Origin of the sequence: Halomonas sp. EF61, from assembly GCF_040147045.1 — a bacterium.
GTDB classification, from domain to species: domain Bacteria; phylum Pseudomonadota; class Gammaproteobacteria; order Pseudomonadales; family Halomonadaceae; genus Halomonas; species Halomonas litopenaei.
In genome coordinates, this window is sequence record NZ_JAMSHM010000004.1 from 88,747 (window position 1) to 111,262 (window position 22,516).

Here is a 22,516-nt window from a genome sequence, read left to right on the forward strand (position 1 = left end):
CAGGCCCGGCTAGTTCCGGGACTCGGGCTCGCCCAGCAGCAGTTCGACGGCAGCCTCGAGCAGGTCCTGGCGCTCATCGGCGGCGGCACCCCGCAGGGCCAGGGTGGGCTGATGCATCAGGCGGTTGGTCAACTGGTGGGCCAGGCGACGCACCACGGCCTCGGGATCCTCACCCTTGGCCAGGCGCTCCAGCGCCTGGGTCTGGGCCTCGTCACGCAGCCGTTCACCCTTGGCACGCACGTCGCGGATCACCTCGCCGGCCCCGCGCACCCGGCGTTCCTTGTGCCAGTGGGCCACGCCGTGCTCGATCAGCGCCTCGGCCTGGTCCGCCGCCACCTGGCGGTGACGTCGGTTTTCCTCGATGACCTCATGCAGGTCATCGACGGTATAAAGGAAGATGTCGCTGAGCTCGCCGACCTCCGGCTCGATGTCGCGAGGTACGGCGATATCGACCATGAACACCGGACGGTGGCGGCGACGCTTGAGCGCCCGCTCGACCATGCCCTTGCCAAGAATCGGCAAGGGCGCCGCGGTGGACGAAATGACGATGTCGGCCTTTTCCAGGGCGACGGGGATCTCGTCGAGGCTGATGGCCTGACCGCCCAGGCTGCCGGCCAGGGCACTGGCCCGCTCGCGGGTGCGGTTGGCCACCGTCAACTGGTGCACCCCGGCTTCATGCAGGTGGCGCGCCACCAGCTCGATGGTCTCGCCGGCACCGATCAACAGCGCCCTGGCACGCGAGAAATCGTCGAAGATTCGACTGGCCAGACTGACCGCCGCATAGGCCACCGAAACGGGGTTCTCGCCGATGGCGGTCTCGGTGCGCACCTGCTTGGCCACCGCGAAGGTATGCTGGAAGAGCCGCTCCAGCTCCCCGCCGAGCCCGCTGGCGTCCCTGGCCGCCTGGTAAGCATCCTTGAGCTGGCCCAAGATCTGGGGTTCACCCAGCACCATGGAATCGAGACCCACGGCGACGCGCATCAGATGGCGCGCGGCGTCACCTTCCAGATAGTGGTAGGCGCAGTGCAGCAGGTCCTCGCGGGGCAATGCATGAAACCGGCTCAACCAGTCGAGCACCTCGTTCTCCCCGCTCGACTCGGTCACGCAGTAAAGCTCGGTACGATTGCAGGTCGACAGCACCGCAGCCTCATGCACACTCGGCAGCGCGCGCAGCTCGGAGAGCGCCCGGGTGAGTTGCGAGGGGCCAAAGGCCACCTTTTCGCGCACCTCGACGGCCGCGGTTCGATGGTTGATGCCAAGGGCAAGCAGGGTCATGCGTTCGACGTCTTCATCAGATGATGTCCGGAGCGGCCAACCAGGCCGCTCCTGCAAGGCGCATATCCTACCATAGGCAGCTCTGACCTCGCTCCCCCGGGCATTGACCTTTGCCAAGACTCTCCAAGCCGTTATGCTGAGAATTCTCATGGAGAAGATGACGCCTCAATGCCCCCGAACGCGCGCCACGGAAAGCTGACCTGCACTCTGGCCACCCTGTCACTGACGGCGTGGCTCGCCGGCTGTCAGAGCTTTTCCTACAGCCCAGGCAGCGCGTCACAGGCTGACCCCATGGCCGGTGCTCCACCGATCACCCGTGGACTCGATGCCGACGGCCTGTCGACGCTGCTGATTGCCGAAATAGCCGGTCAGCGGGGCGACTATCGACGCGCCACCGAAGGCTACCTCAAGGCAGCCGAGCGCTATCACTCCGCTGCCCTGGTCGAACGCGCCACCCTGGCTTCACGCTTCACCGATGACACCGCCCTGATCGAACGCGCCGCGCGACGCTGGCAGGAGCTGGCGCCCGAGGCGCCGGTGGCCGCCCAGATCCTGGGCAACCTCGCCGGTGGTCGCGGCAACTGGGACGAAGCCCTGAAACAGCGGCTGATCGCGGCCGATGACGACACCGACATCACCCGCTTCGTCGATACCGCCCTGTCCAGTGGCGGCGATCCGGTGGCGCTCGCCGCCACCCTCGAACAGGCGCTCGACGAACCCACACTCCCAGAGTCGAGGAAAGACGACCTGCGCCTGGCGCTGGCCCTGACCGACTCGGCCCAGGGGGATCATGAGGGCGCCCAGCGACGAATTGCCGCACTGGGAAACGACAGTCGCGATAACCCCCAGCGGATTCTCGCCGAATCACGCATCGCCCTGGACGCCGGCAAGTACCACCAGGCCCGCCTGGCGGCCAAACGCGGCCTCAACCTCTCTCCCGGCGACCCCCGCTTTCTGTTGCTGATGGCGCGGGCCGACATTCGCCTGGGCAACCTGGTGTCGGCCGAGAGCAGCACCGACACCCTGCTCGAGACCCGTGGCGACAACCCCCTCTTGCGGGTCGGCCTGGCCCAGCTCTATCTGGAAGAAGGCCACCACGACCCGGCGCGCCGGCTGCTGCTGCCGCTGGTCGATGATCCCCAGGCACCCAGCGCCCTCTATCTATTGCTTGGCAGCATCGCCGAGCAGGAAGACGAGGTCGACAACGCCCTGCTCTACTATCGCCGGGTACCGCCGGGCCCTGACTTCCTGCTGTCGCGTCAGCGCGCGGCCAGCATGCTGATCGAGGCCGACCGGCTGCTGGACGCCCGGGCCTTTCTGCGGGTAGAGCGGCTGCGTCACGACGACGCCTATACCGGCCTGGTCATCACCGAAGTGCAACTGCTCGACCAGCAAGGTCTCGAGCCCGAGGCCGAGGCGCTGCTCAACCGCGAGCTGGCACGTAGCCCCGAGGATGGCGACCTGCGCTACTTCCGCGCCATGCGTGCCTGGAGCGAAGGCGACCTGGACACCTCCGAACAGGATCTGCGCACCCTGGTCGAACAGCAGCCGGACAACGCCGTGGCGCTCAATGCGCTCGGCTACACCCTGGCCGATGCCGGCGACCCGGATGATCTTGACGAGGCCAGGCGACTGATCCAGCGGGCCTACGAGCTCTCGCCGGACAACCCCGCCATCCTCGACAGCCTGGGTTGGGTCGCCTACCGTGAGGGCAAACCGGAGGTTGCGCTACCCTGGATCGAGCGCGCCTGGCGCGAGATCGCCGATCAGGAGGTCGCCGCCCACCTGATCGAGGTGCTGTGGGACCTGGGCCAGAAGCAGCGCGCACGCGAGCTGTTGCAAGAAGCCCAGCAACGCTTCCCCGAGCGCCCGCTGATCGTCGACCTCCTCGATCGGCGCCCCGAAATCAGGCCTGAGCCAACGGCAACAGCGCCTTGACCGCCCCGACACCACGACCACTACCCGCAAGGACCCCGCGATGATGTCTTGTTTTCGCCTGACCGCCGCCGCCCTGGGGCTCGGCCTGCTGGCCGGCTGCGCCACCTCCCAGAGCGTCACCGAGCCGCGCCAGGAGCGCCAGGCCGGTGACTGGGAAGCCCAGACCGAACAGGTGGAAGCCTTCACCTCCTGGAACCTGACCGGAAAGGTGGGCCTGCGCACTCCCCAGGAATCCACCAGCGCCAACCTCGACTGGCGCCAGACCCCCTACCACTATCGCCTGCTGGTCACCGGCCCCATGGGCGCCGGCCGCAGTACCCTGGAAGGACGCGACGGTCGCGTCTCGCTGACCACCAGCGAGGGTCGCTTCGAGGCCGACAGCCCCGAAGCCCTGATGGAACAGCGCCTGGGCTGGTCGCTGCCGGTCTCGAGCCTCACCGACTGGGTGCGCGGCCTGCCCGCCGACGACAGTGACTTCGAGATGACCGACGACGAACTCGGCTTCCCCGCTTCACTGGAACAGGACGGCTGGGAGATCGACTATCGCGGCTGGAAGGATGTGAACGGCACCTGGCTACCCAACCGGCTGGTGATGACCTATGACGACCTGCGCGCCACCCTGGTGGTGAACCAGTGGCAGCCACTGGAACTGTAGTCGCGCCGGCTCCCGCCCCGGGTGGCGGGAGCCTGTCTCCCGGGTAAAATGAAGCACCATCGCCCTCTGCCTCCTGTCGACGTGCTCCTTGCAGCAAGCTCCCTATAGAGAGAAGCAACGAGAGCCATCATCGATCCCGATCGCCGATGGCAGGCGCCGCCCCCAGCCACCGATCGCCATCACTTCGCTCAGCCGATCCCTGGACAGCACCCTTTATAGACTCCCCCATGCCCGACACCTCTTTCTCTTCCGATGCCAGCGCGCAGCAGACCCTGACGTTGCCGGCGCCGGCCAAGCTCAATCGCATGCTGCATATCGTCGGCCGTCGCGACGACGGCTACCACGAGCTGCAGACGCTGTTCCAGTTCCTCGACCACGGTGACGATATCCACCTGCGCCTGCGCCTGGACGGTGAGATAACCCTGACAGACCGTCTCGAGGGCGTACCCCGCGAGGCCAACCTGCTATGGCGGGCCGCCGACCTGCTCAAGCGCGAGACCGGCTGCGCGCTCGGTGCCGATCTTGGCGTCACCAAGCGCCTGCCCATGGGTGGTGGCCTGGGCGGTGGCAGCAGCGACGCCGCCAGCGTGCTGGTCGGGCTGAATCATCTGTGGGGCCTGGAACTGACGACCCGGCGTCTGGCTGAACTGGGCCTGACGCTGGGCGCCGATGTGCCGGTATTCGTCCACGGCCAGGCCGCCTGGGCGGAAGGCGTCGGCGAGCGCCTTGTCGCGGTGGCACTCGACACCCCCTGGTTCGTGGTCGTGCACCCGGGTGTGGCGGTCTCCACCCCTGCCGTGTTCACTGCGCCGGAATTGACACGGGACACCCCCGCCATTACCATGGCGCGCGCACTCAAGGGGGGAGCGTCAAGCTGGCGCAACGATTGCGAGGACACCGTCAGGCAAGCCTATGCTGAGGTGGCTCGTGCCCTGGACTGGCTCAACGCCCGGGCGCCGTCAATGTTGACGGGTACCGGCGCGTGCGTTTTTGCCCGTCTGGAGTCGGAGGCCGAGGCCGTCCAGTTGCTGGACGATGTCCGATGCCAACAGCCGACCTGGCACGCCTTCAAGGCCCTGGGCCTGAATCGATCGCCTCTCCTCGACGCCCTGCCCGCGTGAGGCAGGACGTATGCTGGGGTATAGCCAAGCGGTAAGGCAGCGGTTTTTGGTATCGCCATGCGGAGGTTCGAATCCTCCTACCCCAGCCAACTTCCTTCTGAGTCCTGGACTCACTCCCCCAGGCTCACACTGAAGACCCAACACAGCAAAGGTGGCTGCGCGTGTCAAAATTGATGGTTTTCGCCGGGAATGCCAACCCCGAACTCGCCCGTAAGGTCGCCGAGAGCCTGGACAGCCGACTGGGTAATGCCACGGTCGGCCAGTTCAGCGATGGCGAGGTCGCGGTCGAGATCAACGAGAACGTGCGCGGCAAGGATGTCTTTATCCTGCAGTCCACCTGTGCACCGACCAACGACAACCTGATGGAACTGATCCTGATGGTTGACGCCCTGCGCCGGGCCTCGGCCACCCGTATCACTGCGGTGGTGCCCTACTTCGGCTACGCCCGCCAGGATCGCCGCGTGCGCTCCGCCCGGGTGCCGATCTCGGCCAAGATCGTGGCCGACATGATGGTCAAGGCCGGCGTCGACCGGGTCATGACCATGGACCTGCACGCCGACCAGATCCAGGGCTTCTTCGACGTGCCCGTGGACAACGTCTACGGCTCGCCGATCCTGCTCGACGACATCGAGCGTCAGAACTACGACGACCTGGTCGTGGTCTCCCCCGATGTCGGCGGCGTGGTCCGTGCCCGTGCCATCGCCAAGCAGCTCAACGCTGACCTGGCGATCATCGACAAGCGTCGCCCCCAGGCCAACCAGGCCCAGGTGATGCACATCATCGGTGATATCCAGGACCGCACCTGTGTGGTGGTGGACGACATGATCGACACCGCCGGCACCCTGTGCAAGGCGGGCGAAGCGCTCAAGGAACACGGCGCCAAGCGCGTGGTCGCCTACGCCACCCACCCGATCCTGTCGGGCCCTGCGGTGGACAACATCTCCGAGTCGGTGCTGGACGAAGTGGTGGTGGCCGACACCATCCCGCTGTCCGACACCGCGCGTCGCAGCGGACGTATCCGCCAGCTCAGCGTGGCCGGCCTGATCGCCGAAGCGATCCGCCGCGTCAGCAACGAGGAATCCGTCAGCGCGATGTTCCACTAAGCGACATATCGCGCGGGAAACGCGCCCCGACAACCGGGGCATCTGGAACCACCGAGGTCTGGTCGCGGGCTCGGTGGCTTCCTTACTTTAGCCAAGAGGCAATTTCATGTCTGACTACAAACTTACCGCCAATGTTCGTAACGACCTGGGGAAAGGTGCGAGCCGCCGCCTGCGTCGTGCGAACCAGCAAGTCCCCGCCATCATCTACGGTGGTGAAAAGACGCCGCAGCCGATCGCCGTCGACAAGACTGCGTTCTACAAGGCGCTGGAAGACGAAGCCTTCTTCTCTTCCGTCATCAACCTTGAGGTTGACGGCAAGTCCCAGCAAGTCGTGGTGCGTGACCTTCAGCGCCACCCGTACAAGCCGCTGGTGACCCACGCCGACTTCCTGCGCGTCGATGCGACTCACGAGATCACCATGCGCGTTCCGCTGCACGTGGTCGGTCAGGACGAGTCCAAGGCCATCAAGGAGCAGGACGGTGAACTGCACCAGCTGGCCAACGAAGTCGAGATCAGCTGCCTGCCGAAGGACCTGCCCGACTACCTCGAGGTCAACATCGCTGACCTCGAGATCGGCAGCACCCTGCACCTGTCCGACCTCAAGGTCCCGGCTGGTGTGACCATCGTCGAGCTGAGCCACGGTGAAGAGCACGACCAGGCCATCGTCAACGTGACCAAGGCCAAGGTCATGCAGTCCGAGGAAGAAATCGCCGAGGAAGAAGCCGCCGCCGCCGAGGCCAGCGAAGAAGCTGCCGAGGAAGCGAAGGACGAAGCCAAGGACGAAGACGAAGAAGGCGACAAGGAGTAATCCTTTTCTGCCGGATTCAGGGGCCACTGCGGTGGCCCTTTTCGTTTCCGAGGGCTTTGCCCATGGCCTCGTCGCCAAGGCCCTGAGCAAAGCGCTTGCCCCGCACCGCTGACCGGAGAGACCACCATGACAAGGATCAAGGCGCTGATCGGCCTTGCCAACCCTGGCACCCAGTACGAGGCGACGCGTCACAACGCCGGCGCCTGGCTGGTGGAGGAAGTCGCGCGTCAGTCCAGCGCCGAGCTGCGCCCGGAGAAGAAGTTTCTCGGCCTCTACGCCAAGGCCTTTGTCGAAGGCAGCGACCTGCACCTGCTGGTGCCGACCACCTACATGAACCGCTCCGGTGCCTCGGTGGCGGCGCTGGCCAACTTCTTCAAGCTGGCCCCCGACGAGATGCTCATCGCCCACGACGAGCTCGACCTGCCCCCCGGCAGCGCGCGCTACAAGCAGGGCGGCGGCCACGGCGGCCACAATGGCCTGCGCGACATCATCAGCGCCCTGGGCAACGACAAGTCCTTCCATCGTGCGCGCATCGGCATCGGTCATCCCGGCAGCGCCAAGCTGGTCACCAACTACGTGCTGGGCCGTCCCGGCAAGACCGAGCGCGAGGCCATCGACGGCGCCCTGATCGAGTGCCTGGCGACATTGCCCCAGGCGCTATCCGGCGACTGGGCCAAGGCCATGAACCGCCTGCACAGCCACTCTGCCTGACCCGGCAGGCGCCAACAGGGGCAGCAGGTGGTTGCACCGCCCGGGCTGTCCCCGCCTGGCCCGACGTCATACACTGTGCGCCGACTTCTTTCACTTCACGCCTTCAGGAACCACCCATGGGATTCAACTGCGGCATCGTTGGTCTGCCCAACGTCGGCAAGTCCACCCTCTTCAACGCCCTGACCAAGTCCGGCATCGATGCAGAGAACTTCCCGTTCTGCACCATCGAGCCCAATGTCGGCATCGTCCCCATGCCGGACCCGCGCCTCGACAAGCTCGCCGAGATCGTCAAGCCGGAGAAGGTGGTGCCCACCACCATGGAATTCGTCGATATCGCCGGCCTGGTCGCCGGCGCCTCCAAGGGTGAAGGTCTCGGCAACCAGTTCCTCGCCAATATCCGCGAGACCCAGGCCATCGCCCACGTGGTGCGCTGCTTCGACAACGACAACGTCATCCACGTGGCCAACCAGGTCGACCCGGCGGCGGATATCGAGACCATCAACCTGGAGTTGGCCCTGGCCGACCTCGACACCGTGGAGAAGGCCATCCAGCGCCTGGTTCGCGTGGTCAAGGGCGGCGACAAGGACGCCATTGCCACCAAGGCGGTGCTCGACAAGATCCAGCCGCACCTGGCCGAAGGCCAGCCGCTGCGCAGCTTCGATCTGAGCGATGACGAGAAGAAGCAGATCAAGAGCTTCGGCTTTTTGACCCTGAAGCCGACCATGTACATCGCCAACGTCAACGAGGACGGCTTCGACAACAACCCCTACCTCGACGTGGTCAAGGGCATCGCCGAGGCCGAGGGCGCCGTGGTGGTTCCCGTGTGCAACCAGCTGGAAGCCGAGATCGCCGAACTCGATGACGAGGAACGCGAGATGTTCCTGGCCGAGATGGGCATGGAAGAGCCCGGTCTCGACCGGGTGATCCGCGCCGGCTACGCCCTGCTGGGTCTGCAGACCTACTTCACCGCAGGGGTCAAGGAAGTGCGTGCCTGGACCGTCAAGGTCGGCGCCACCGCCCCGGAAGGCGCCGGTGTCATCCACACCGACTTCCAGAAGGGCTTCATCCGCGCCGAAGTGGTGGCCTATGACGACTTCGTCAGCCTGAACGGCGAGCAGGGCGCCAAGGACGCCGGCAAGTGGCGCCTGGAAGGCAAGGACTACGTGCTCAAGGACGGCGACGTGGTGCACTTCCGCTTCAACGTCTGAGGCTCACCGCAGCGTCCGACGTAACATCACGTTTCCTGTGTCAACACCGAGGCATGCCTCGGTGTTGTCGTTTACATGCCAGTCACATGCAGCAACTCTATCGCAAAGAGGTTATATTCGAGAGATGTCATCAAGCGCAGGAACAAGAGCGTGACACTCTCGAATGATTCTCCACCGCTCAAGGCAACGGCGCCTGAGCTATGGATAGCGGATGGGCCCGTCATCAGAGGCAAGCTGCTGCCCTATCCGACACGCATGGTGGTGGTACGCCTGAGCGGCGACCGGCTGTGGGTGCACAGCCCCGTCCCACTGACCGAGCCACTGCGTGACGCCCTCGACGAGCTGGGCCAGGTACACTTCCTGATCGCTCCCAACCATTGTCACCACCTGTTCATGCGCGAATGGCAGATGGCCTACCCGATGGCTCGCAGTTTCGGCACCCGGGAAGTCATCGCCAAGCGCGGCGACCTGGTGTTCGAAAGCACCCTGGATGGCACTCCCAACCGCTTCTGGGGTGACGATATCGACCAGTGCCTGTTCACCGGCTCATCGCGCATGCAGGAAGCGGTGTTCCTGCACCGTTCCAGCCGCAGCCTGATCGTGGCCGATCTGATCGGCAATCTACCCCCTGCTTCCCTGACGCCCTTGCAGCGTCGACTGGCCAGGCTCTCGGGCATCCTGGCGCCGGATGGCAGGATGCCGCTGGAGTGGCGACTGAGCTTCCTCGGCCGACGCTACCTGGCGAGCGAGCATCTACGCACCCTGCTCTCCTGGCGGCCCGCTCGAATCATCATGGCCCACGGCGAGATCATTGAGGATGACGTGGAAGGCTTTCTCAAGCGCTCCTTTCGCTGGTTGACAGCAAGCGCGCCGAGTTTGCCGTGAACACGCCCTAGTCGACGACTGCTTATTCTGGCCGAACAAGGTGGACGAGCGGAGAGACGACGACAGCGTGCTAGCGGAAATCCCGCGAGGGCACGCCGAGTTCGGCCCACAAGCCGCTCAAGTCCTCGAGCCGTCCGGCGATCACATGGATCACGCTGCCCTCGCGCTCCAGATGGCCGGTGACCTTCAACAGCCGGGCGTTCAACAGCGCCTGGCGCTGGGCCTTGGCGGTGTCCTTCCACACCACCACGTTGACGTTGCCGGTCTCGTCTTCCAGGGTCACGAAGGTGACCCCGGAGGCGGTGCCCGGCCGCTGGCGGGTGGTCACCAGCCCCGCTACCTGGACCAGATGGCCGTGGTCCAGCTCGGCAAGCTCAGTGGCCTTGAGGCAACGCGCCAGTCCTTGCCGCGCCATCGAGGTCTGCTCGCGCAGCAACGCCATGGGATGGCGGGCAAGGCTCAGCCCCAGATGGCGAAAGTCCTCCTCGAGGTCGGCCTGCTCGCTGGGGGGCGCCAGCTCTGGGGTGGTGTCGTCGAGGATATCGGTCTCGCCCAGCGCCAGCGCCGGATCCGGCGCCAGCAGATTCCAGCGTGCCTGGTAGCGATGGCCGCCGAGGCTCGACAGCGCCCCGGCCGCCGCCAGCGCTTCCCACTCGCGGGCCGACATCGGCGCGCGACGCCTGGCCTCGGCGACGCTGGCATAGCCGTTGGCCGGACGCCTCGCCAGCAGGCAGTCGATGGCACCACGCCCCAGCCCCTTGACCAGGCGAAAGCCCAGTCGCAGGGCACCATCTGGCTCCAGGGTGGCGTCCCAGTGGCTGGCATTGATATCCACCGGACGCACCTCGACACCGTGACGGCGGGCATCCTGCACCAGTTGTGACGGGCTATAGAAGCCCATCGGCTGGCTATTGAGCAGGCCACAGCAGTAGGCCGCGGGGTGGTGGCACTTGAGCCAGGCCGAGACGTACACCAGGTGGGCGAAGCTGGCCGCGTGGGACTCGGGGAAGCCGTACTGGCCAAAGCCCTCGATCTGGCGACAGATGGCGTTGGCAAACTCGTCGCTGTAGCCCCTGGCACGCAGCCCGGCGGTCAGCCGCTGCTGGTGCTCGGCGATGGTGCCGGCCCGTCGCCAGGCCGCCATGGCCCGCCGCAACTGGTCGGCCTCGCCACCGGAATAGCCCGCCGCCACCATGGCCAGCTTGATCACCTGCTCCTGGAAGATCGGCACCCCCAGGGTCCGCTCGAGCACGCCCCTGACCTCGTCGCTGGGATAGCTGACCTCCTCGATGCCGTCGCGACGCCGCAGGTAGGGATGCACCATGTCGCCCTGGATCGGCCCGGGACGAACGATGGCGATCTCGATCACCAGGTCGTAGTAGTTGCGGGGCTTCAAGCGCGGCAGCATGTTCATCTGGGCACGGCTCTCCACCTGGAAGACGCCGACGCTGTCCCCGCGACTGAGCATGGCGTACACCTCAGGATCATCCCGGGGCACCCGGGACATGGCCATGGCCTGATGCTCGCCATCGCCCTCGCCATCGTCGTCGCCCTCGCCCGTGCTCTCGAAGCAGCGCCTGTCGTCGTCCCGGTGTTCGCCTCCGTCTGACAGCAGCGCCAGGGTCTTGCGAATGGCGGTCAGCATACCCAGCGCCAGCACGTCGACCTTGAGCAGCCCCAGACTCTCCAGGTCGTCCTTGTTCCACTGGATCAGGGTGCGCCCTTCCATCGCGGCGTTCTCCACCGGCACCAGCTCGTGCAGCGGCCCGCGCGAGATCACGAAGCCCCCCACGTGCTGTGACAGGTGTCGCGGAAAGCCCAATAGCTGCTCCACCAGTTCGACCAGATGACGCAGCAGTTCCGGGACGGCGGTGGAGGCGGCCTCTTCACCTCCCGCGCCTACCGTCTCCCCCACCGTCTGCTTGAGCGCCTCGAGCCAGGCGCCCTCGCCCTCGCGGCGATCCAGCCGACTGGCGAGCCAGGCCAGATAGCCCGGTTGCAGCCCCAGCGCCCGCCCCACGTCCTTGAGTACACTTCTGGGGCGGTAGCTGATCACGGTGGCGGCAAGCCCGGCCCGCTCGCGGCCGTAGCGCCGATAGATGTACTGGATCACCTCCTCGCGGCGCTCGTGCTCGAAGTCCACGTCGATATCCGGCGGCTCGTCGCGCTCCTCGGAAATAAAGCGTTCGAACAGCAGCTGCACCTGACGCGGGTCCACCTCGGTGATAAACAGGCAGTAACAGACCACCGAATTGGCCGCCGAGCCCCGCCCCTGACACAGGATGCCCTGGCGGCGGGCGAAGGCGACGATGTCCTCGATGGTCAGAAAGAACGGCTCGTAGGCCATCCTGGCGATCAGCTCAAGCTCGCGGGCGATCTGCTCGGCGATATCCGAAGGCGTACCCTCCGGGAAGCGTAGCCGCTCGCCCTGGCGCACCTTGTGCGCCAGCCAGGACGACGGCGTATGGCCGTCGGGGACCAGTTCCTCGGGGTACTCGTAGCGCAGCTCGCCGGGGTCGAAGCGACAACGCTCGGCGATACGCAGGCTTTGTTCGAGCAGCGCAGGCGCAAAACACTGCGCCAGCCGTGACAGGGGGCGCAGGCAGCGCTCGGCGTTGGGCTCGAGCAGAAAACCGGCGCGTTGCACGCTGGTGCGATGCCGAAGGGCGGTCAGTACATCCTGCAATCGCTTGCGGCTCGGCTGGTGCATCAGGACGCCACCGCTGGCGACCAGCGGCAGGCCGGCGGCACTCGCCAGCCTCATCCGCCTCGCCAATCGGTCCTCCTCGCTTGCCTGGAAGTGGCGCTGGACCATCACCCAGCAGCGCCCGTCGAAGTGTTGCTTCAACCCGTCCATTCTCTCCCGAGTCCGGGCGTCGTCGTTGCCCGGCAGGTACAGCAGCAGACAGTCCTCGAGCGCCTCCAGATCCTCCCAGTCGAGACGATAGCTGCCCTTGGGCGCACGGCGACGGCCCAGGGTGATCAGCCGGCACAGGCTGGCGTAGCCGCTGCGGTTCTCGGCCAGCACGACCACGACCTCGTCGGCCAGGCGAAACTCGGCACCGATGATCAGCGCGATCCGGTGGTCTCGGGCAGCCTCCCAGGCGCGCACGATGCCGGCCACCGAGCACTCATCGGTGATCGCCAGGGCGTGATAGCCAAGCTCGGCGGCGCGGGCGACCAGCTCATGGGGGTGAGACGCGCCCTTGAGAAAGGTGAAGTTGGACAGGCAATGTAGCTCAGCGTAGCCAGGGCCCGGGGCGACTTCTGCAGCGTCAGGTGGCTCGCCGACACGCTCAACCGAACCAGCCATGCAACCACCATTGCGACTCGGCGTCGCGAAAGACCCAGCCATGGCGACCGTCCGGCCAGCAGGCCACGTGATAGTCACGCCGCGCCGGGGCCTGGTCCCACCAGCCGCTGGCCAGGCGCTCGGGCCCGGCGACCCAGACCAGACGCTCGAGGGTCGCCGGCGTCAGCGGCTCGGGGTGTTCCAGCAGCCAGGCCGGATGGTTGGCAGTCTGGATTTCAGCCGGGGGCCTGCGAGCGGTCCCCGGCTGCGCTACCAAGCGGGAGGCCCGTTCGGGGCGATGATCCTCCAGCGCCATGGGCTGCAACACGGCGCCATCACCGAGACGAGAACGCAACCGGCTGAACAGTGCCTCGGGGGTGTCTCTGGGCGGCGCCGCCTGAAACAGGTCCGTTGCCACCTCTTGCAGGCTAGCAACCTCGCTGACCTCCAGGCGCAGGCGCAACACCGGTGCTTCGAGTACCACTGATTCCAGGCGCAACCGGCACAGCTCGAGCCAGGCCTCCGCCGCCTGCTCGCCCCCGGCGTGCCCCACGCTCAGGTGCTGAGCCCCTTCCCGGTGATACAGGGTCAAGGTCAGCGACAATGCCTTGACGCAACGCACCTTGAGAAAGCCCTCGAGCTCCGCCAGCAGGCGCCGCAGGGGAAACACGATGCCGGCGGCCAGCTCGATCTCATGGACCAGCTCCCGCTCACGATCGAAGCGCGGTGGTGGCGCGAATACCGGCGGGGGATCGGCGACCTCGCCGGTCAAGCGCTGAAGGTAGCGCCGCAGGTCTGTCCCCAGGCGCGAGGCCAGCGAGGCCGGCGGCAGCACAAGCAGGTCATTGAGGTGCGTAAACCCAAGCCCCTTGAGGCGCGACTGCTGGCGTGCGGACAGCCCCAGCCGGTCGAGGCGAAGCCTGCCGAGCCTGGCCATATGCTCAGCCTCGCCCTGGCCACAATAGCCCCCCGTCCGGGCCAGCAGGCAGGCGGCCAGCGGGGTGTGCCCGGTGGCGCTGGACACCTCAAGCTCCAGGGTCGCCAATTCTTCGTGCAGGCGTCGCCACAGTCCCTCGAGTCCGCCGAAGTAGTCGAGCATCGAGACGATCTCCATCACCACGCCCCAGGACGCGGCGTTCTCCGCCGTCGGCTCGAGACTGACCCGGGCGCTGAAGCGGGCACACCATAGCGCCAGCCCTTCGAGACGACGTCGGCTCACCTCAGGATTCGGCGTCAATAGCCGGAGTCCTGGCTCCAGACACAGTGCCGCATTGATCGTCATGCCCGGCCGCACACCGGCCTGCCAGGCCCTGGCCGAGACCAGGGCGATACGCTCCCCGTCCTCGCACAGCAACGCGAGGGGTCCGTCATCGCCGGCGCTCAGCACCTCCAGCCCAAGCTGCGGACAGTGAAGGCATAGCCACAGCCCCTTCATGATCGCCCCGCACCCTTGCGCTCGGAGACGAGCAACACGGGGCGGGATCGACGTTCCCCACTGGGTGCGCACGGTAGCGAAGTCGGCCGCGGGCACGGGGGCGACAGCCTAGAGTCGGCCAGGGTGATATCGATGGCCCTGGCTGGCATGGCCCCCTTGCGCTTGAAGGCATGGACCTTGATGCGCCTCGACAAGGGCGCCGTCTCGTCACCGCTGCTCTGGTCAGGAGCCGACAGCCGCAGTCGCCAGGGGGCCACTGACCCTTGCTTGGCGAAGTCGGCCGGTCGAATCAGCGCGCCATGGCCGCCCCCTGACGCCACGGCGAGCTGCAGCCGCCGCAGCCATTGCCCCTGCACCGCGGCGAACCAGCCCAGCACCAGATCGCAGCAGCCGCTCTTCAATGCCTGCTCCATGGCCCACAGCCGCTGCCTGGGATGGCGGGTACGCACGATGACCAGATGCGACAGATCCAGGCCCGCCGCCGCCAGGGCCGCCGCATGAGGCTGCCAGGGTGGGTCGAACCACACCACCCGCTCGCAGCGGTGCATCAGCGGAAGCAATAGACGAATCTCGCCGCAACCCGCTCGATCCAGCAGCAGTTCCAGCAGCTCTCCCCGGGGCCAGCCACCGCCGAGCACCTCGTCCAGGGCCTCCACCCCGGTGGAGATCCCGCGCCTCGTGTCGCCCTGCGGCTGATCACGGTGCCACTGTCGCCGCGCCCGCCAGACGCTGCCTCGCTGCATCAAGCGCGAGAGGTCATCACTTGCGTTGTCACGGGCCTGGTTGTCTGCTGCCTTCATCGCTCCTCTCCCGCTCCTATCCCGCTCCGCTCTTGGCCTGCTCAACTGGCCTGCTCAACCGGCCTGCTCAACTGGCCTGCTCTGATGGCGTTCGCTGCTGGCGTTCTCTGCTGGCGTTCTCTGCCGAGCTGCGCTGCTGGCCCGCTAGATACTCCAGCCCGGCTCAGATTTCTAACCCAGATTTCTGGTCCAGGTTTCAGGTCCATGTTTCTAGACCACGCCCTGGCCTTACCGGGCGGACGCCAACATACCGAATACTGTTATTTTATACAGTACTCGTCCAATGCCAAGTCGGCAATGCAGCGCCAGGCCAATCTGACGATGGGTCAGGAAAGCGGCACATCCGCTCACACCAGCACAGAAGCGCCACGGAGGCTCCCCCGGGGAGGGGTATGGTGGTCGTAGAAGGTTGTCACAGCTCAAGTTTGGCCTGCGTTAGCTGTGAAATAGTCAGGCAGGTCTTTTCTTCACCGCTGGACGTCATGACCATTCACCCCCCCACGACACCGCCATGCACCCCAGAAACCACGGTAGAAATCCGGGTCCGCGGCTGCGTGCAGGGTGTGGGGTTTCGTCCGACGGTATGGCAACTGGCCAACCGGCTAGCGCTGGTCGGTGAGGTGCTCAACGACGGTGAAGGCGTGCTGATCCGGGCAGCCGGCCCCAGTGAACGCCTCGAGAGCCTGATCGAACAACTCAAGCGCGACCCGCCCCCACTGGCACAGATCACCGACATCGAGGTTCGCTCGGGCCTGGCACCGCTGCACCGAGTCGGCTTCACCATCGTCGATAGTCTCGAGGGCGCAACGCGCACCGATATCGCCGTGGACGCCGCCATCTGCGCAGCCTGCACAGAAGAAATACTGAGCCAGCACCAGCGACGCTCCGGTTACGCCCTGACCAACTGCACCCACTGTGGCCCACGCCTGTCGATCATTCGTGACATGCCCTACGACCGGGCGGCCACCACCATGGCTGACTTTGCGCTATGCGAGTGCTGTCGCGCCGAATATCTGGATCCCGGCGACCGTCGCTTCCATGCCGAACCCATCGCCTGTCCGGCCTGCGGGCCCCAGGTGCGTCTGGTGGCGCTGGACGACGGGCCCTGTCTGGCGGGCGAAGACGCCATCGACGCTCACACCACCCCCGCCATTGAGGCTCCCATCGACCAGGCCGCCGCGCTGATCCGCCAGGGCCAGATCCTCGCCATCAAGGGGCTCGGCGGTTACCAGCTTGCCTGCGACGCCACCAGCACCGAGGCCCTCGAGCGCCTGCGACGGCTCAAGCATCGCCCCACACGCCCGCTGGCGTTGATGGCAAAAGACCTGGAGATGGTCAGGCGTTATTGCCGGCTCGATGAGCTCGAACAACAGGCACTCTGCTCAGCCGCCGCACCCATCGTGCTGCTCGAGCGGCGCCGTGACGAGGCCACAGGTCGACCACTCGCCGAGGCCCTGGCCCCGGGACTCGACCGGCTCGGCGTGATGCTGCCATCGACCCCCTTGCACGTGCTGCTGTGCCAGCGGCTGCCCTTTCCCATCGTGATGACCAGCGGCAACGTCTCCGGGGAGCCCCAGCTGATCGACGATGGAGGACTCGGCGACAGCCTGTCGACGATCGCCAGCCACGCCCTCACCCACGACCGCGCCATCGCCCGGCGTATCGACGATAGCCTGGTACAGCTGGCCGCCGGCAAGGTGCGCATGCTGCGTCGTGCCAGGGGCTACGCCCCGGCATCACTGCCGCTGCCGCCTGGCTTCGAGGACATCTCGCCGGGGCTTGCCCTGGGTCCGCAACAGAAGGCCACCTTCTGCCTGGTGGATGGCCAGCGCGCGATCCTGTCCCCGCATCAGGGTGACCTGGACGACGCCGCCACCCTCGACGACTACGAACGCAATCTTGACGACTTCCTGACGCTTTACGACCACCGTCCCGCCTGGCTGGCCTGCGACACTCACCCGGACTACCGTACCAGCGACATGGCTCGTCATATGGCTCAGAACATGGCTCGTCACATGGCCGACGACGCCGGCCTGCCACTCGATGCCATCGGCCATCACCACGCCCATATCGCCGCCTGTCTGGCCGACAACGGCTATCCTCGCGACGCCGCTCCGGTACTGGGGATCGCCCTGGACGGCCTGGGCCTTGGCGAGAATGGCGGCCTGTGGGGCGGTGAGTTCCTGCTGGCGGATTATCGCCATTGCCAGCGGTTGGGTTCGCTCAAGTCCGTGGCCATGCCGGGAGCCGGCACCGCCTCCCGCGAGCCCTGGCGCAACCTGCTGGCGCAGCTCATCGCCGGTCCCGGCCTTGCCGCCCTCAAGCGCCGCCACCCAAACCTTGGCGTACTCAAGCGACTGCAGCAGAAGCCGATCGATACCCTCAGCGGGATGATCGAGGCCGGGCTCAACAGCCCCCTCGCCTCCTCCTGCGGGCGCCTGTTCGACGCCGTCGCCGCCGCCCTGGAGCTGTGCTTCGATCACCAGCACCACGAAGGCGAAGCGGCCATGGCCGTGGAAGCCCTAGCCGCCCGCGCGCTGAAGTCGCCCCAGTCACGCACGTCTGGCGCCATTGCGCCCTATCCCTTCGCCCTTCACAGGGAGCAAGGCGGTCACCGGATCCTCGATCCGGCACCGATGTGGACGGCGCTGTTTGACGACCTGGCCGCCGGCAAGGACACCACGCTGATCGCGGCGCGCTTTCATCTGGGACTGGCCAAGGGGCTTGGCGAGGTCGTTGGCGAGGTCGTTGGCGAGATGCTGGACGACGTCGTAGGCGACATGCAGGACGACGCACTCGACGAAGTCTCTAACGACCATGCCCGGCGCCTCTCCAGCACGCGCAACGTCGAGGCCGTCGCGCTGAGCGGCGGCTGCTTTCACAACCGCACCCTGCTGGAACTGACGCTTAAGTGCCTCGCCCCCCTGCCTGTTCGAGTGCTGACCCACCGCCAGGTGCCGGCCAACGACGGCGGCATCGCCCTGGGCCAGGCGCTGATCGCGGCGGCGCGGCGGCATCCGCAGGCCTCCGACCAGGCGTCGGATAGTCTGACCTCGGCAACCTCAACGATCTCAACGATCTCAACGATCTCGACAACAACAACCGCTCCCTCCATTGCCACTGTCACTACCGCCACCACGGCATCCAATAACGCACAGGAGACCGCCCATGTGTCTGGGAATTCCAGGACAGATCATTTCCCTCGATGACGCCGACGCGCGGCTCGCCACGGTGGACGTGAGCGGGGTCCGACGCCAGATCAACATCGCCTGCATCGTCGATGACGACCACCCGCCCGAACGCTGCGTGGGCGACTGGGTGCTGGTCCATGTGGGCTTCGCCCTGAACCGTATCGACGCCGAGGCTGCGGCGCGCACCCTCGAACTGCTGGACGAACTGGGCGACACACACGAGTTCGACGCTCTGACCTTGACCGGCGACCAGGAGGTCTCTTCATGAAATTCATCGACGAATTCCGCGATCACGCCCGCGCCCGGCAGATCCTCGAACACATCACCACCCTGGTCGCCCGCCTGGCCGAGCAGCGCGGCGGCCCGGTGCGCATCATGGAGGTCTGTGGCGGCCATACCCACGCGATCTTCCACTATGGGCTGGAGGCCATGCTGCCGCCGGAACTGGAGCTGATCCACGGCCCCGGCTGCCCGGTGTGCGTGCTGCCGATGGGTCGCGTCGATGACTGCGTCGCCATCGCCGAGCGTCCCGAGGTGATCCTCACCACCTTCGGCGACGCCATCCGGGTTCCCGGCTCACGCAAGAGCCTGATGCAGGCCAAGGCCGACGGCGCCGACGTGCGCATCGTCTACTCCCCCACCGACGCCCTGGCACTGGCGCGCAAGCATCCGGATCGGGAAGTGGTGTTCTTTGGTCTGGGCTTCGAGACCACCATTCCCTCCACCGCCCTGACCATCGCCCAGGCCGAGCGCGAAGGGGTCGGCAACTTCTCGGTGTTCTGCAACCACATCACCATCATCCCGACGTTACAGGCGATCCTCGACAATCCTGACCATCGCCTGGATGGCTTCCTCGGGCCGGGACACGTGTCGATGATCATCGGCACCGACCCCTACCGCTTCATCGCCGAGCGCTACGGCTGCCCGGTGGTGGTCTCCGGCTTCGAGCCTCTGGATATCCTGCAGTCGCTGCTGATGGTTGTTCGCCAGCTTCACGATGGCCGCGCCGAGGTCGAGAACCAGTACCAGCGTCTGGTGACCAGCGACGGCAACCTCACCGCGCTGGAGGCCTTCCATCGGGTCTACGAGCCCCGCGAGAGCTGCGAGTGGCGCGGGCTCGGCTCGATCGCCGAGTCAGGTGTCCAGATCAAGGACGCCTATGGTGCCTACGATGCCGAACGCAAGTTCGCCGTGCCCAATCAGCAGGTGGCCGACCCGGACAACTGCCGCTGTGGTGACGTGCTCACCGGTAACCTCAAGCCCTGGCAGTGCGAGCTGTTCGGCAAGCGTTGCACACCGGATCAACCCCGGGGCGCGCTGATGGTCTCCAGCGAAGGTGCCTGCGCCGCCTACTATCAATACGGCGGTGGCAACGTCGATAGCCCGAACCACAGCACAAGCCAGGCCGAATCATGAGCGATACGACACGACGACAGCTTCCCACCCTTGCCGCCCGCGCGGTGACCCAGGCCCACGGAGGCGGCGGCAAGGCTATGAAGGACCTGATCGATGACGTCTTCGTCAGGGAATTCACCGCGCTTCCCGAGGTGCTCGAGGACCAGGCGAGGCTGGAACTGGCCGAGCTGGCATGCCTGGGCGACCGACTGGCCATGACCACCGACGGCTTCGTGGTCGACCCGCTGTTCTTTCCCGGTGGTGACATCGGCAAGCTGGCGGTGTGCGGCACCGTCAACGACCTGGCCGTGGGGGGCGCCCATCCCCGCTACCTGTCCTGCGCGGTGATCCTGGAAGAAGGCCTGCCGATCGATGACCTGAGGCGCATCGCCCACTCCATGGCCACAGCCGCCCGCGAGGCCGGCGTCGAGATCGTCACAGGTGACACCAAGGTGGTCGAGCGCGGGGCCTGCGACGGCGTCTTCATCACCACCACCGGCATCGGCGTCATTCCTGCCGAGCGTAAGCTCGGTATCGAGCGCATCCAGGCCGACGACGTGATCATCGTCAACGGCTGGCTCGGCGATCACGGTGCCGCCATCCTGGCGGCCCGTGGCGACCTGTCGCTGGACACCGACCTGGAGAGCGACTGTGCCGCCCTCAATGGCCTGATCGAGGCACTGCTGGCCGCCGCCCCCGAGACCCGCTGCCTGCGTGACGCCACCCGGGGCGGCGTCGCCACGGTGCTCAACGAGATGGCCGAGGCCTCCAGGCTTGCCATCGAACTCGACGACCTGGCCCTGCCGCTGCGCAAGGAGGTCCGGGGGATGTGCGAGATACTGGGACTGGACCCTCTGTACCTGGCCAACGAAGGCAAGCTGGTGGCGGTGGTGCCCGCGGCTCAGGCCGAGGCGGCCCTGGCCGCCCTGCGCGGGCATCCGCAGGGAAAGGAAGCCGCGATCATCGGTCAGGCGCTGGACGGCAAGCCGGGACGGGTGACGCTGCGTACCGGCTTTGGCGGCCAGCGCATCGTCGACATGCTGGTGGGAGAGCAGCTACCGCGCATCTGCTGATGCGATGCTGACACGCTGATGGCGGTCTGCTCAGGGCCGATTCGAATCTCGGCCTATTCGGGGTCGCCGGCCGCCTCACCGATCCCGTAGCGTTGCAGCTTGGCCCTCAGGCCGATGCGCGATAGCCCCAGTTCACTGGCGGTACGCGACTTGTTGCCGCCATGACGCTCGAGCGCCCGGGCCAGGCAGCTCGCCTCCAGGCGCTCGACCCGCTCGCGCAGGGTGCCGGCGTCCTCGTCGTCCTCGACCGGATCGGCTGTCGTATTCGCTTTCGGCGGCTCAGGCAGGTCCTGGCGCCGCTCGACTGGCGCCTGACGCCATTCATCGGTTCGCAGGTGCGGTGCCAGCAGTTCGACGCCAAGCTTCTCGCCGGTCGCCAGCATCACCATGCGGGTGATCTGGTTTTCCAGCTCGCGCACATTGCCAGGCCAGGTGTAGGCGCACAGACACGCGATCGCCTCCTCGGTGAAGCCGCCGACCCGGACCCCATGGCGGGAAGCGATCCGCGCCAGCAGGACTTCGGCCAGGGCCGCGATATCACAGGCGCGCTCGCGCAGCGGCGGCAGCTCCACCGGGGCCACCGTCAGGCGATGGTAGAGGTCCTCACGAAAGCGTCCCGCCGCCACCTCGGCCATCAGATCCCGGTTGGTCGCGGCGATGACCCGGACGTCCAACTGGCGCACCTCGTTGGAACCCACCGGGCGCACCTCCCCCTCCTGCAGAAAGCGCAACAGGCGCAGCTGAAAGGCACTGGAGGTATCACCGATCTCGTCCAGCAGCAGGGTGCCCTCGTGGGCCCGCTCCAGCAGTCCTACGCGGCTTGAACTCGCCCCGGTGAAGGCCCCCTTGCAGTGGCCGAACAGCTCGCTCTCCAGCAGTTCATCGGTTACCGCGCCGCAGTCCAGGGCGTAGAAAGGCATCTCCGAGCGCAGGCTGCTGGCGTGGATCGCCCGGGCCATCAACTCCTTGCCGGTGCCGCTCTCTCCTGTCACCAGTACCGGCACGTCGAAGCCGGCGATGCGCGCCGCCATGTCGCACAGCGGCTCCAGCGGTGACCCCGGCGCCCGGATGATCGTCTCGAAGCCCCCCGCCTCGCGCATCCGCCGGCGGTGGGCCGCCAGCCGCGCCTGAACGGTCGGCTGGTACAGGGCACGCTCCGCGCGCAGCCGCCGACACTCCCGCTCGAGCTGGTACTGACGCAGGGCGACGTCGATGGTTCGCGCCACCACCTCAACCGGACTGCGGCGACAAAGCAGGTGAAACGCCTCGGGCCAGTCACCGACCGAAGTGGGCCCATGATCGGCGATCACCAGACACTGCACCTCGGGCCAGCGATGGGCCAGTTCCCTGGCCCAGCCACCGTCAGGGGACAGCCCCGTGCCCCTGGCGGCGTCGCCCTCAGGTGCAAGCTCGACAATCACCAGCCCGACCCACTCGGACACCAGCAGCGCCCGAGCCTCTTCCCAGTGCGTCGCCCTCAGGCGCTCCAGGCGCCCTTGCATGACGCCCTCGAGCGAGCCGATTCGCTCGCTGGCGACACCGACCACCAGCACACTGGGCAGCGACTCGGAGGCAACACCCCTTCCATCGAACAGCGGACCCTCGACCAAGGTGGACATGGCGACC

The 22,516-nt window shown here is 66.6% G+C and carries 17 protein-coding genes and 1 tRNA gene; 13 read left to right on the plus strand and 5 right to left on the minus strand.

What is annotated here, in order from left to right:
• Window positions 1–9 precede the first annotated feature (9 nt).
• A complete protein-coding gene (gene hemA / locus NFI08_RS19960; RefSeq protein ID WP_108448941.1) occupies window positions 10–1,275 on the minus strand; it encodes a glutamyl-tRNA reductase in 1,266 nt (421 codons plus the stop codon).
• Between the two features lie 168 nt (window positions 1,276–1,443).
• Here hemA and NFI08_RS19965 point away from each other — a divergent pair, with 168 nt between their 5' ends.
• The 9 genes from NFI08_RS19965 to NFI08_RS20005 all read left to right on the plus strand — a co-directional run bounded on the left by NFI08_RS19965 (window position 1,444) and on the right by NFI08_RS20005 (window position 9,704).
• Window positions 1,444–3,213, plus strand: coding sequence for a tetratricopeptide repeat protein (locus NFI08_RS19965; protein WP_240184237.1), 1,770 nt, complete (start codon window positions 1,444–1,446; stop codon window positions 3,211–3,213).
• 40 nt (window positions 3,214–3,253) lie between these two features.
• Window positions 3,254–3,868: a lipoprotein insertase outer membrane protein LolB gene (gene lolB, locus NFI08_RS19970; RefSeq protein ID WP_108448940.1), complete on the plus strand. Its 615-nt coding sequence runs from the start codon at window positions 3,254–3,256 to the stop codon at window positions 3,866–3,868.
• Window positions 3,869–4,095: 227 nt separating this feature from the next.
• Window positions 4,096–4,989 carry a 4-(cytidine 5'-diphospho)-2-C-methyl-D-erythritol kinase gene (ispE, locus tag NFI08_RS19975; protein WP_108448939.1) on the plus strand — a complete coding sequence of 298 codons (894 nt, stop codon included), beginning with the start codon at window positions 4,096–4,098 and terminating at the stop codon, window positions 4,987–4,989.
• Window positions 4,990–5,003: 14 nt separating this feature from the next.
• Window positions 5,004–5,078, plus strand: a tRNA-Gln gene (locus tag NFI08_RS19980).
• A gap of 72 nt (window positions 5,079–5,150) precedes the next feature.
• Window positions 5,151–6,092 (plus strand): ribose-phosphate pyrophosphokinase, encoded by a 942-nt coding sequence (locus tag NFI08_RS19985; protein WP_181248623.1) that lies wholly within the window; start codon window positions 5,151–5,153, stop codon window positions 6,090–6,092.
• A gap of 106 nt (window positions 6,093–6,198) precedes the next feature.
• On the plus strand, window positions 6,199–6,900 hold the full coding sequence (locus tag NFI08_RS19990; RefSeq protein ID WP_045995166.1) for a 50S ribosomal protein L25/general stress protein Ctc: 702 nt from the start codon (window positions 6,199–6,201) through the stop codon (window positions 6,898–6,900).
• Between the two features lie 126 nt (window positions 6,901–7,026).
• Entirely contained in the window at window positions 7,027–7,611 is a 585-nt protein-coding gene (gene pth / locus NFI08_RS19995) for an aminoacyl-tRNA hydrolase (RefSeq protein ID WP_108132918.1), read from the plus strand.
• 116 nt (window positions 7,612–7,727) lie between these two features.
• Window positions 7,728–8,819 (plus strand): redox-regulated ATPase YchF, encoded by a 1,092-nt coding sequence (gene ychF / locus NFI08_RS20000; RefSeq protein ID WP_045995168.1) that lies wholly within the window; start codon window positions 7,728–7,730, stop codon window positions 8,817–8,819.
• Window positions 8,820–8,969: 150 nt separating this feature from the next.
• Window positions 8,970–9,704, plus strand: a complete 735-nt coding sequence (locus NFI08_RS20005; RefSeq protein WP_205254672.1) for a DUF4336 domain-containing protein — start codon at window positions 8,970–8,972, stop codon at window positions 9,702–9,704.
• Between the two features lie 70 nt (window positions 9,705–9,774).
• On the opposite strand, the gene NFI08_RS20010 is transcribed toward NFI08_RS20005, so the two are convergent.
• Genes NFI08_RS20010 through imuA form a run of 3 tightly spaced genes read right to left on the minus strand, consistent with a single transcriptional unit; the run spans window position 9,775 to window position 15,231 of the window.
• Window positions 9,775–13,017, minus strand: a complete 3,243-nt coding sequence (locus NFI08_RS20010; protein WP_108448936.1) for an error-prone DNA polymerase — start codon at window positions 13,015–13,017, stop codon at window positions 9,775–9,777.
• Window positions 13,001–14,431 carry a Y-family DNA polymerase gene (locus tag NFI08_RS20015; protein WP_108448935.1) on the minus strand — a complete coding sequence of 477 codons (1,431 nt, stop codon included), beginning with the start codon at window positions 14,429–14,431 and terminating at the stop codon, window positions 13,001–13,003. Before NFI08_RS20015 ends, NFI08_RS20010 begins: the two co-directional genes overlap by 17 nt.
• The gene (gene imuA, locus NFI08_RS20020) at window positions 14,428–15,231 is read right to left on the minus strand and encodes a translesion DNA synthesis-associated protein ImuA (protein ID WP_108448934.1); all 804 of its coding nucleotides are present in this window, start codon (window positions 15,229–15,231) and stop codon (window positions 14,428–14,430) included. Before imuA ends, NFI08_RS20015 begins: the two co-directional genes overlap by 4 nt.
• A gap of 482 nt (window positions 15,232–15,713) precedes the next feature.
• On the opposite strand from imuA, the gene hypF reads away from it, so the two are divergent.
• Genes hypF through hypE form a run of 4 tightly spaced genes read left to right on the plus strand, consistent with a single transcriptional unit; the run spans window position 15,714 to window position 20,890 of the window.
• Window positions 15,714–18,440 (plus strand): carbamoyltransferase HypF, encoded by a 2,727-nt coding sequence (hypF, locus tag NFI08_RS20025; RefSeq protein WP_349591339.1) that lies wholly within the window; start codon window positions 15,714–15,716, stop codon window positions 18,438–18,440.
• Window positions 18,400–18,690: a HypC/HybG/HupF family hydrogenase formation chaperone gene (locus tag NFI08_RS20030; RefSeq protein WP_045994052.1), complete on the plus strand. Its 291-nt coding sequence runs from the start codon at window positions 18,400–18,402 to the stop codon at window positions 18,688–18,690. Before hypF ends, NFI08_RS20030 begins: the two co-directional genes overlap by 41 nt.
• On the plus strand, window positions 18,687–19,838 hold the full coding sequence (gene hypD, locus NFI08_RS20035; protein WP_349591340.1) for a hydrogenase formation protein HypD: 1,152 nt from the start codon (window positions 18,687–18,689) through the stop codon (window positions 19,836–19,838). Before NFI08_RS20030 ends, hypD begins: the two co-directional genes overlap by 4 nt.
• A complete protein-coding gene (gene hypE, locus NFI08_RS20040) occupies window positions 19,835–20,890 on the plus strand; it encodes a hydrogenase expression/formation protein HypE (protein WP_349591341.1) in 1,056 nt (351 codons plus the stop codon). The genes hypD and hypE overlap by 4 nt, the downstream gene beginning before the upstream one ends.
• Window positions 20,891–20,943: 53 nt before the next feature.
• Here the strand turns inward: hypE and NFI08_RS20045 are convergent, their stop codons facing one another.
• Window positions 20,944–22,509, minus strand: coding sequence for a sigma-54 interaction domain-containing protein (locus tag NFI08_RS20045; protein ID WP_349591342.1), 1,566 nt, complete (start codon window positions 22,507–22,509; stop codon window positions 20,944–20,946).
• Window positions 22,510–22,516: the final 7 nt, after the last annotated feature.

Bases quoted from the DNA above. Each gene is read 5' to 3' on its own strand.
- ychF (WP_045995168.1), top strand. From the start codon at position 7,728: ATGGGATTCAACTGCGGCATCGTTGGTCTGCCCAACGTCGGCAAGTCC.
- hypE (WP_349591341.1), top strand. From the start codon at position 19,835: ATGAGCGATACGACACGACGACAGCTTCCCACCCTTGCCGCCCGCGCG.
- imuA (WP_108448934.1), bottom strand. From the start codon at position 15,231: ATGAAGGCAGCAGACAACCAGGCCCGTGACAACGCAAGTGATGACCTC.
- ispE (WP_108448939.1), top strand. From the start codon at position 4,096: ATGCCCGACACCTCTTTCTCTTCCGATGCCAGCGCGCAGCAGACCCTG.
- hypD (WP_349591340.1), top strand. From the start codon at position 18,687: ATGAAATTCATCGACGAATTCCGCGATCACGCCCGCGCCCGGCAGATC.
- lolB (WP_108448940.1), top strand. From the start codon at position 3,254: ATGATGTCTTGTTTTCGCCTGACCGCCGCCGCCCTGGGGCTCGGCCTG.
- hypF (WP_349591339.1), top strand. From the start codon at position 15,714: ATGACCATTCACCCCCCCACGACACCGCCATGCACCCCAGAAACCACG.
- NFI08_RS20010 (WP_108448936.1), bottom strand. From the start codon at position 13,017: ATGGCTGGTTCGGTTGAGCGTGTCGGCGAGCCACCTGACGCTGCAGAA.
- NFI08_RS20015 (WP_108448935.1), bottom strand. From the start codon at position 14,431: ATGAAGGGGCTGTGGCTATGCCTTCACTGTCCGCAGCTTGGGCTGGAG.
- NFI08_RS20045 (WP_349591342.1), bottom strand. From the start codon at position 22,509: ATGTCCACCTTGGTCGAGGGTCCGCTGTTCGATGGAAGGGGTGTTGCC.
- pth (WP_108132918.1), top strand. From the start codon at position 7,027: ATGACAAGGATCAAGGCGCTGATCGGCCTTGCCAACCCTGGCACCCAG.
- NFI08_RS20030 (WP_045994052.1), top strand. From the start codon at position 18,400: ATGTGTCTGGGAATTCCAGGACAGATCATTTCCCTCGATGACGCCGAC.
- hemA (WP_108448941.1), bottom strand. From the start codon at position 1,275: ATGACCCTGCTTGCCCTTGGCATCAACCATCGAACCGCGGCCGTCGAG.
- NFI08_RS19965 (WP_240184237.1), top strand. From the start codon at position 1,444: ATGCCCCCGAACGCGCGCCACGGAAAGCTGACCTGCACTCTGGCCACC.
- NFI08_RS19990 (WP_045995166.1), top strand. From the start codon at position 6,199: ATGTCTGACTACAAACTTACCGCCAATGTTCGTAACGACCTGGGGAAA.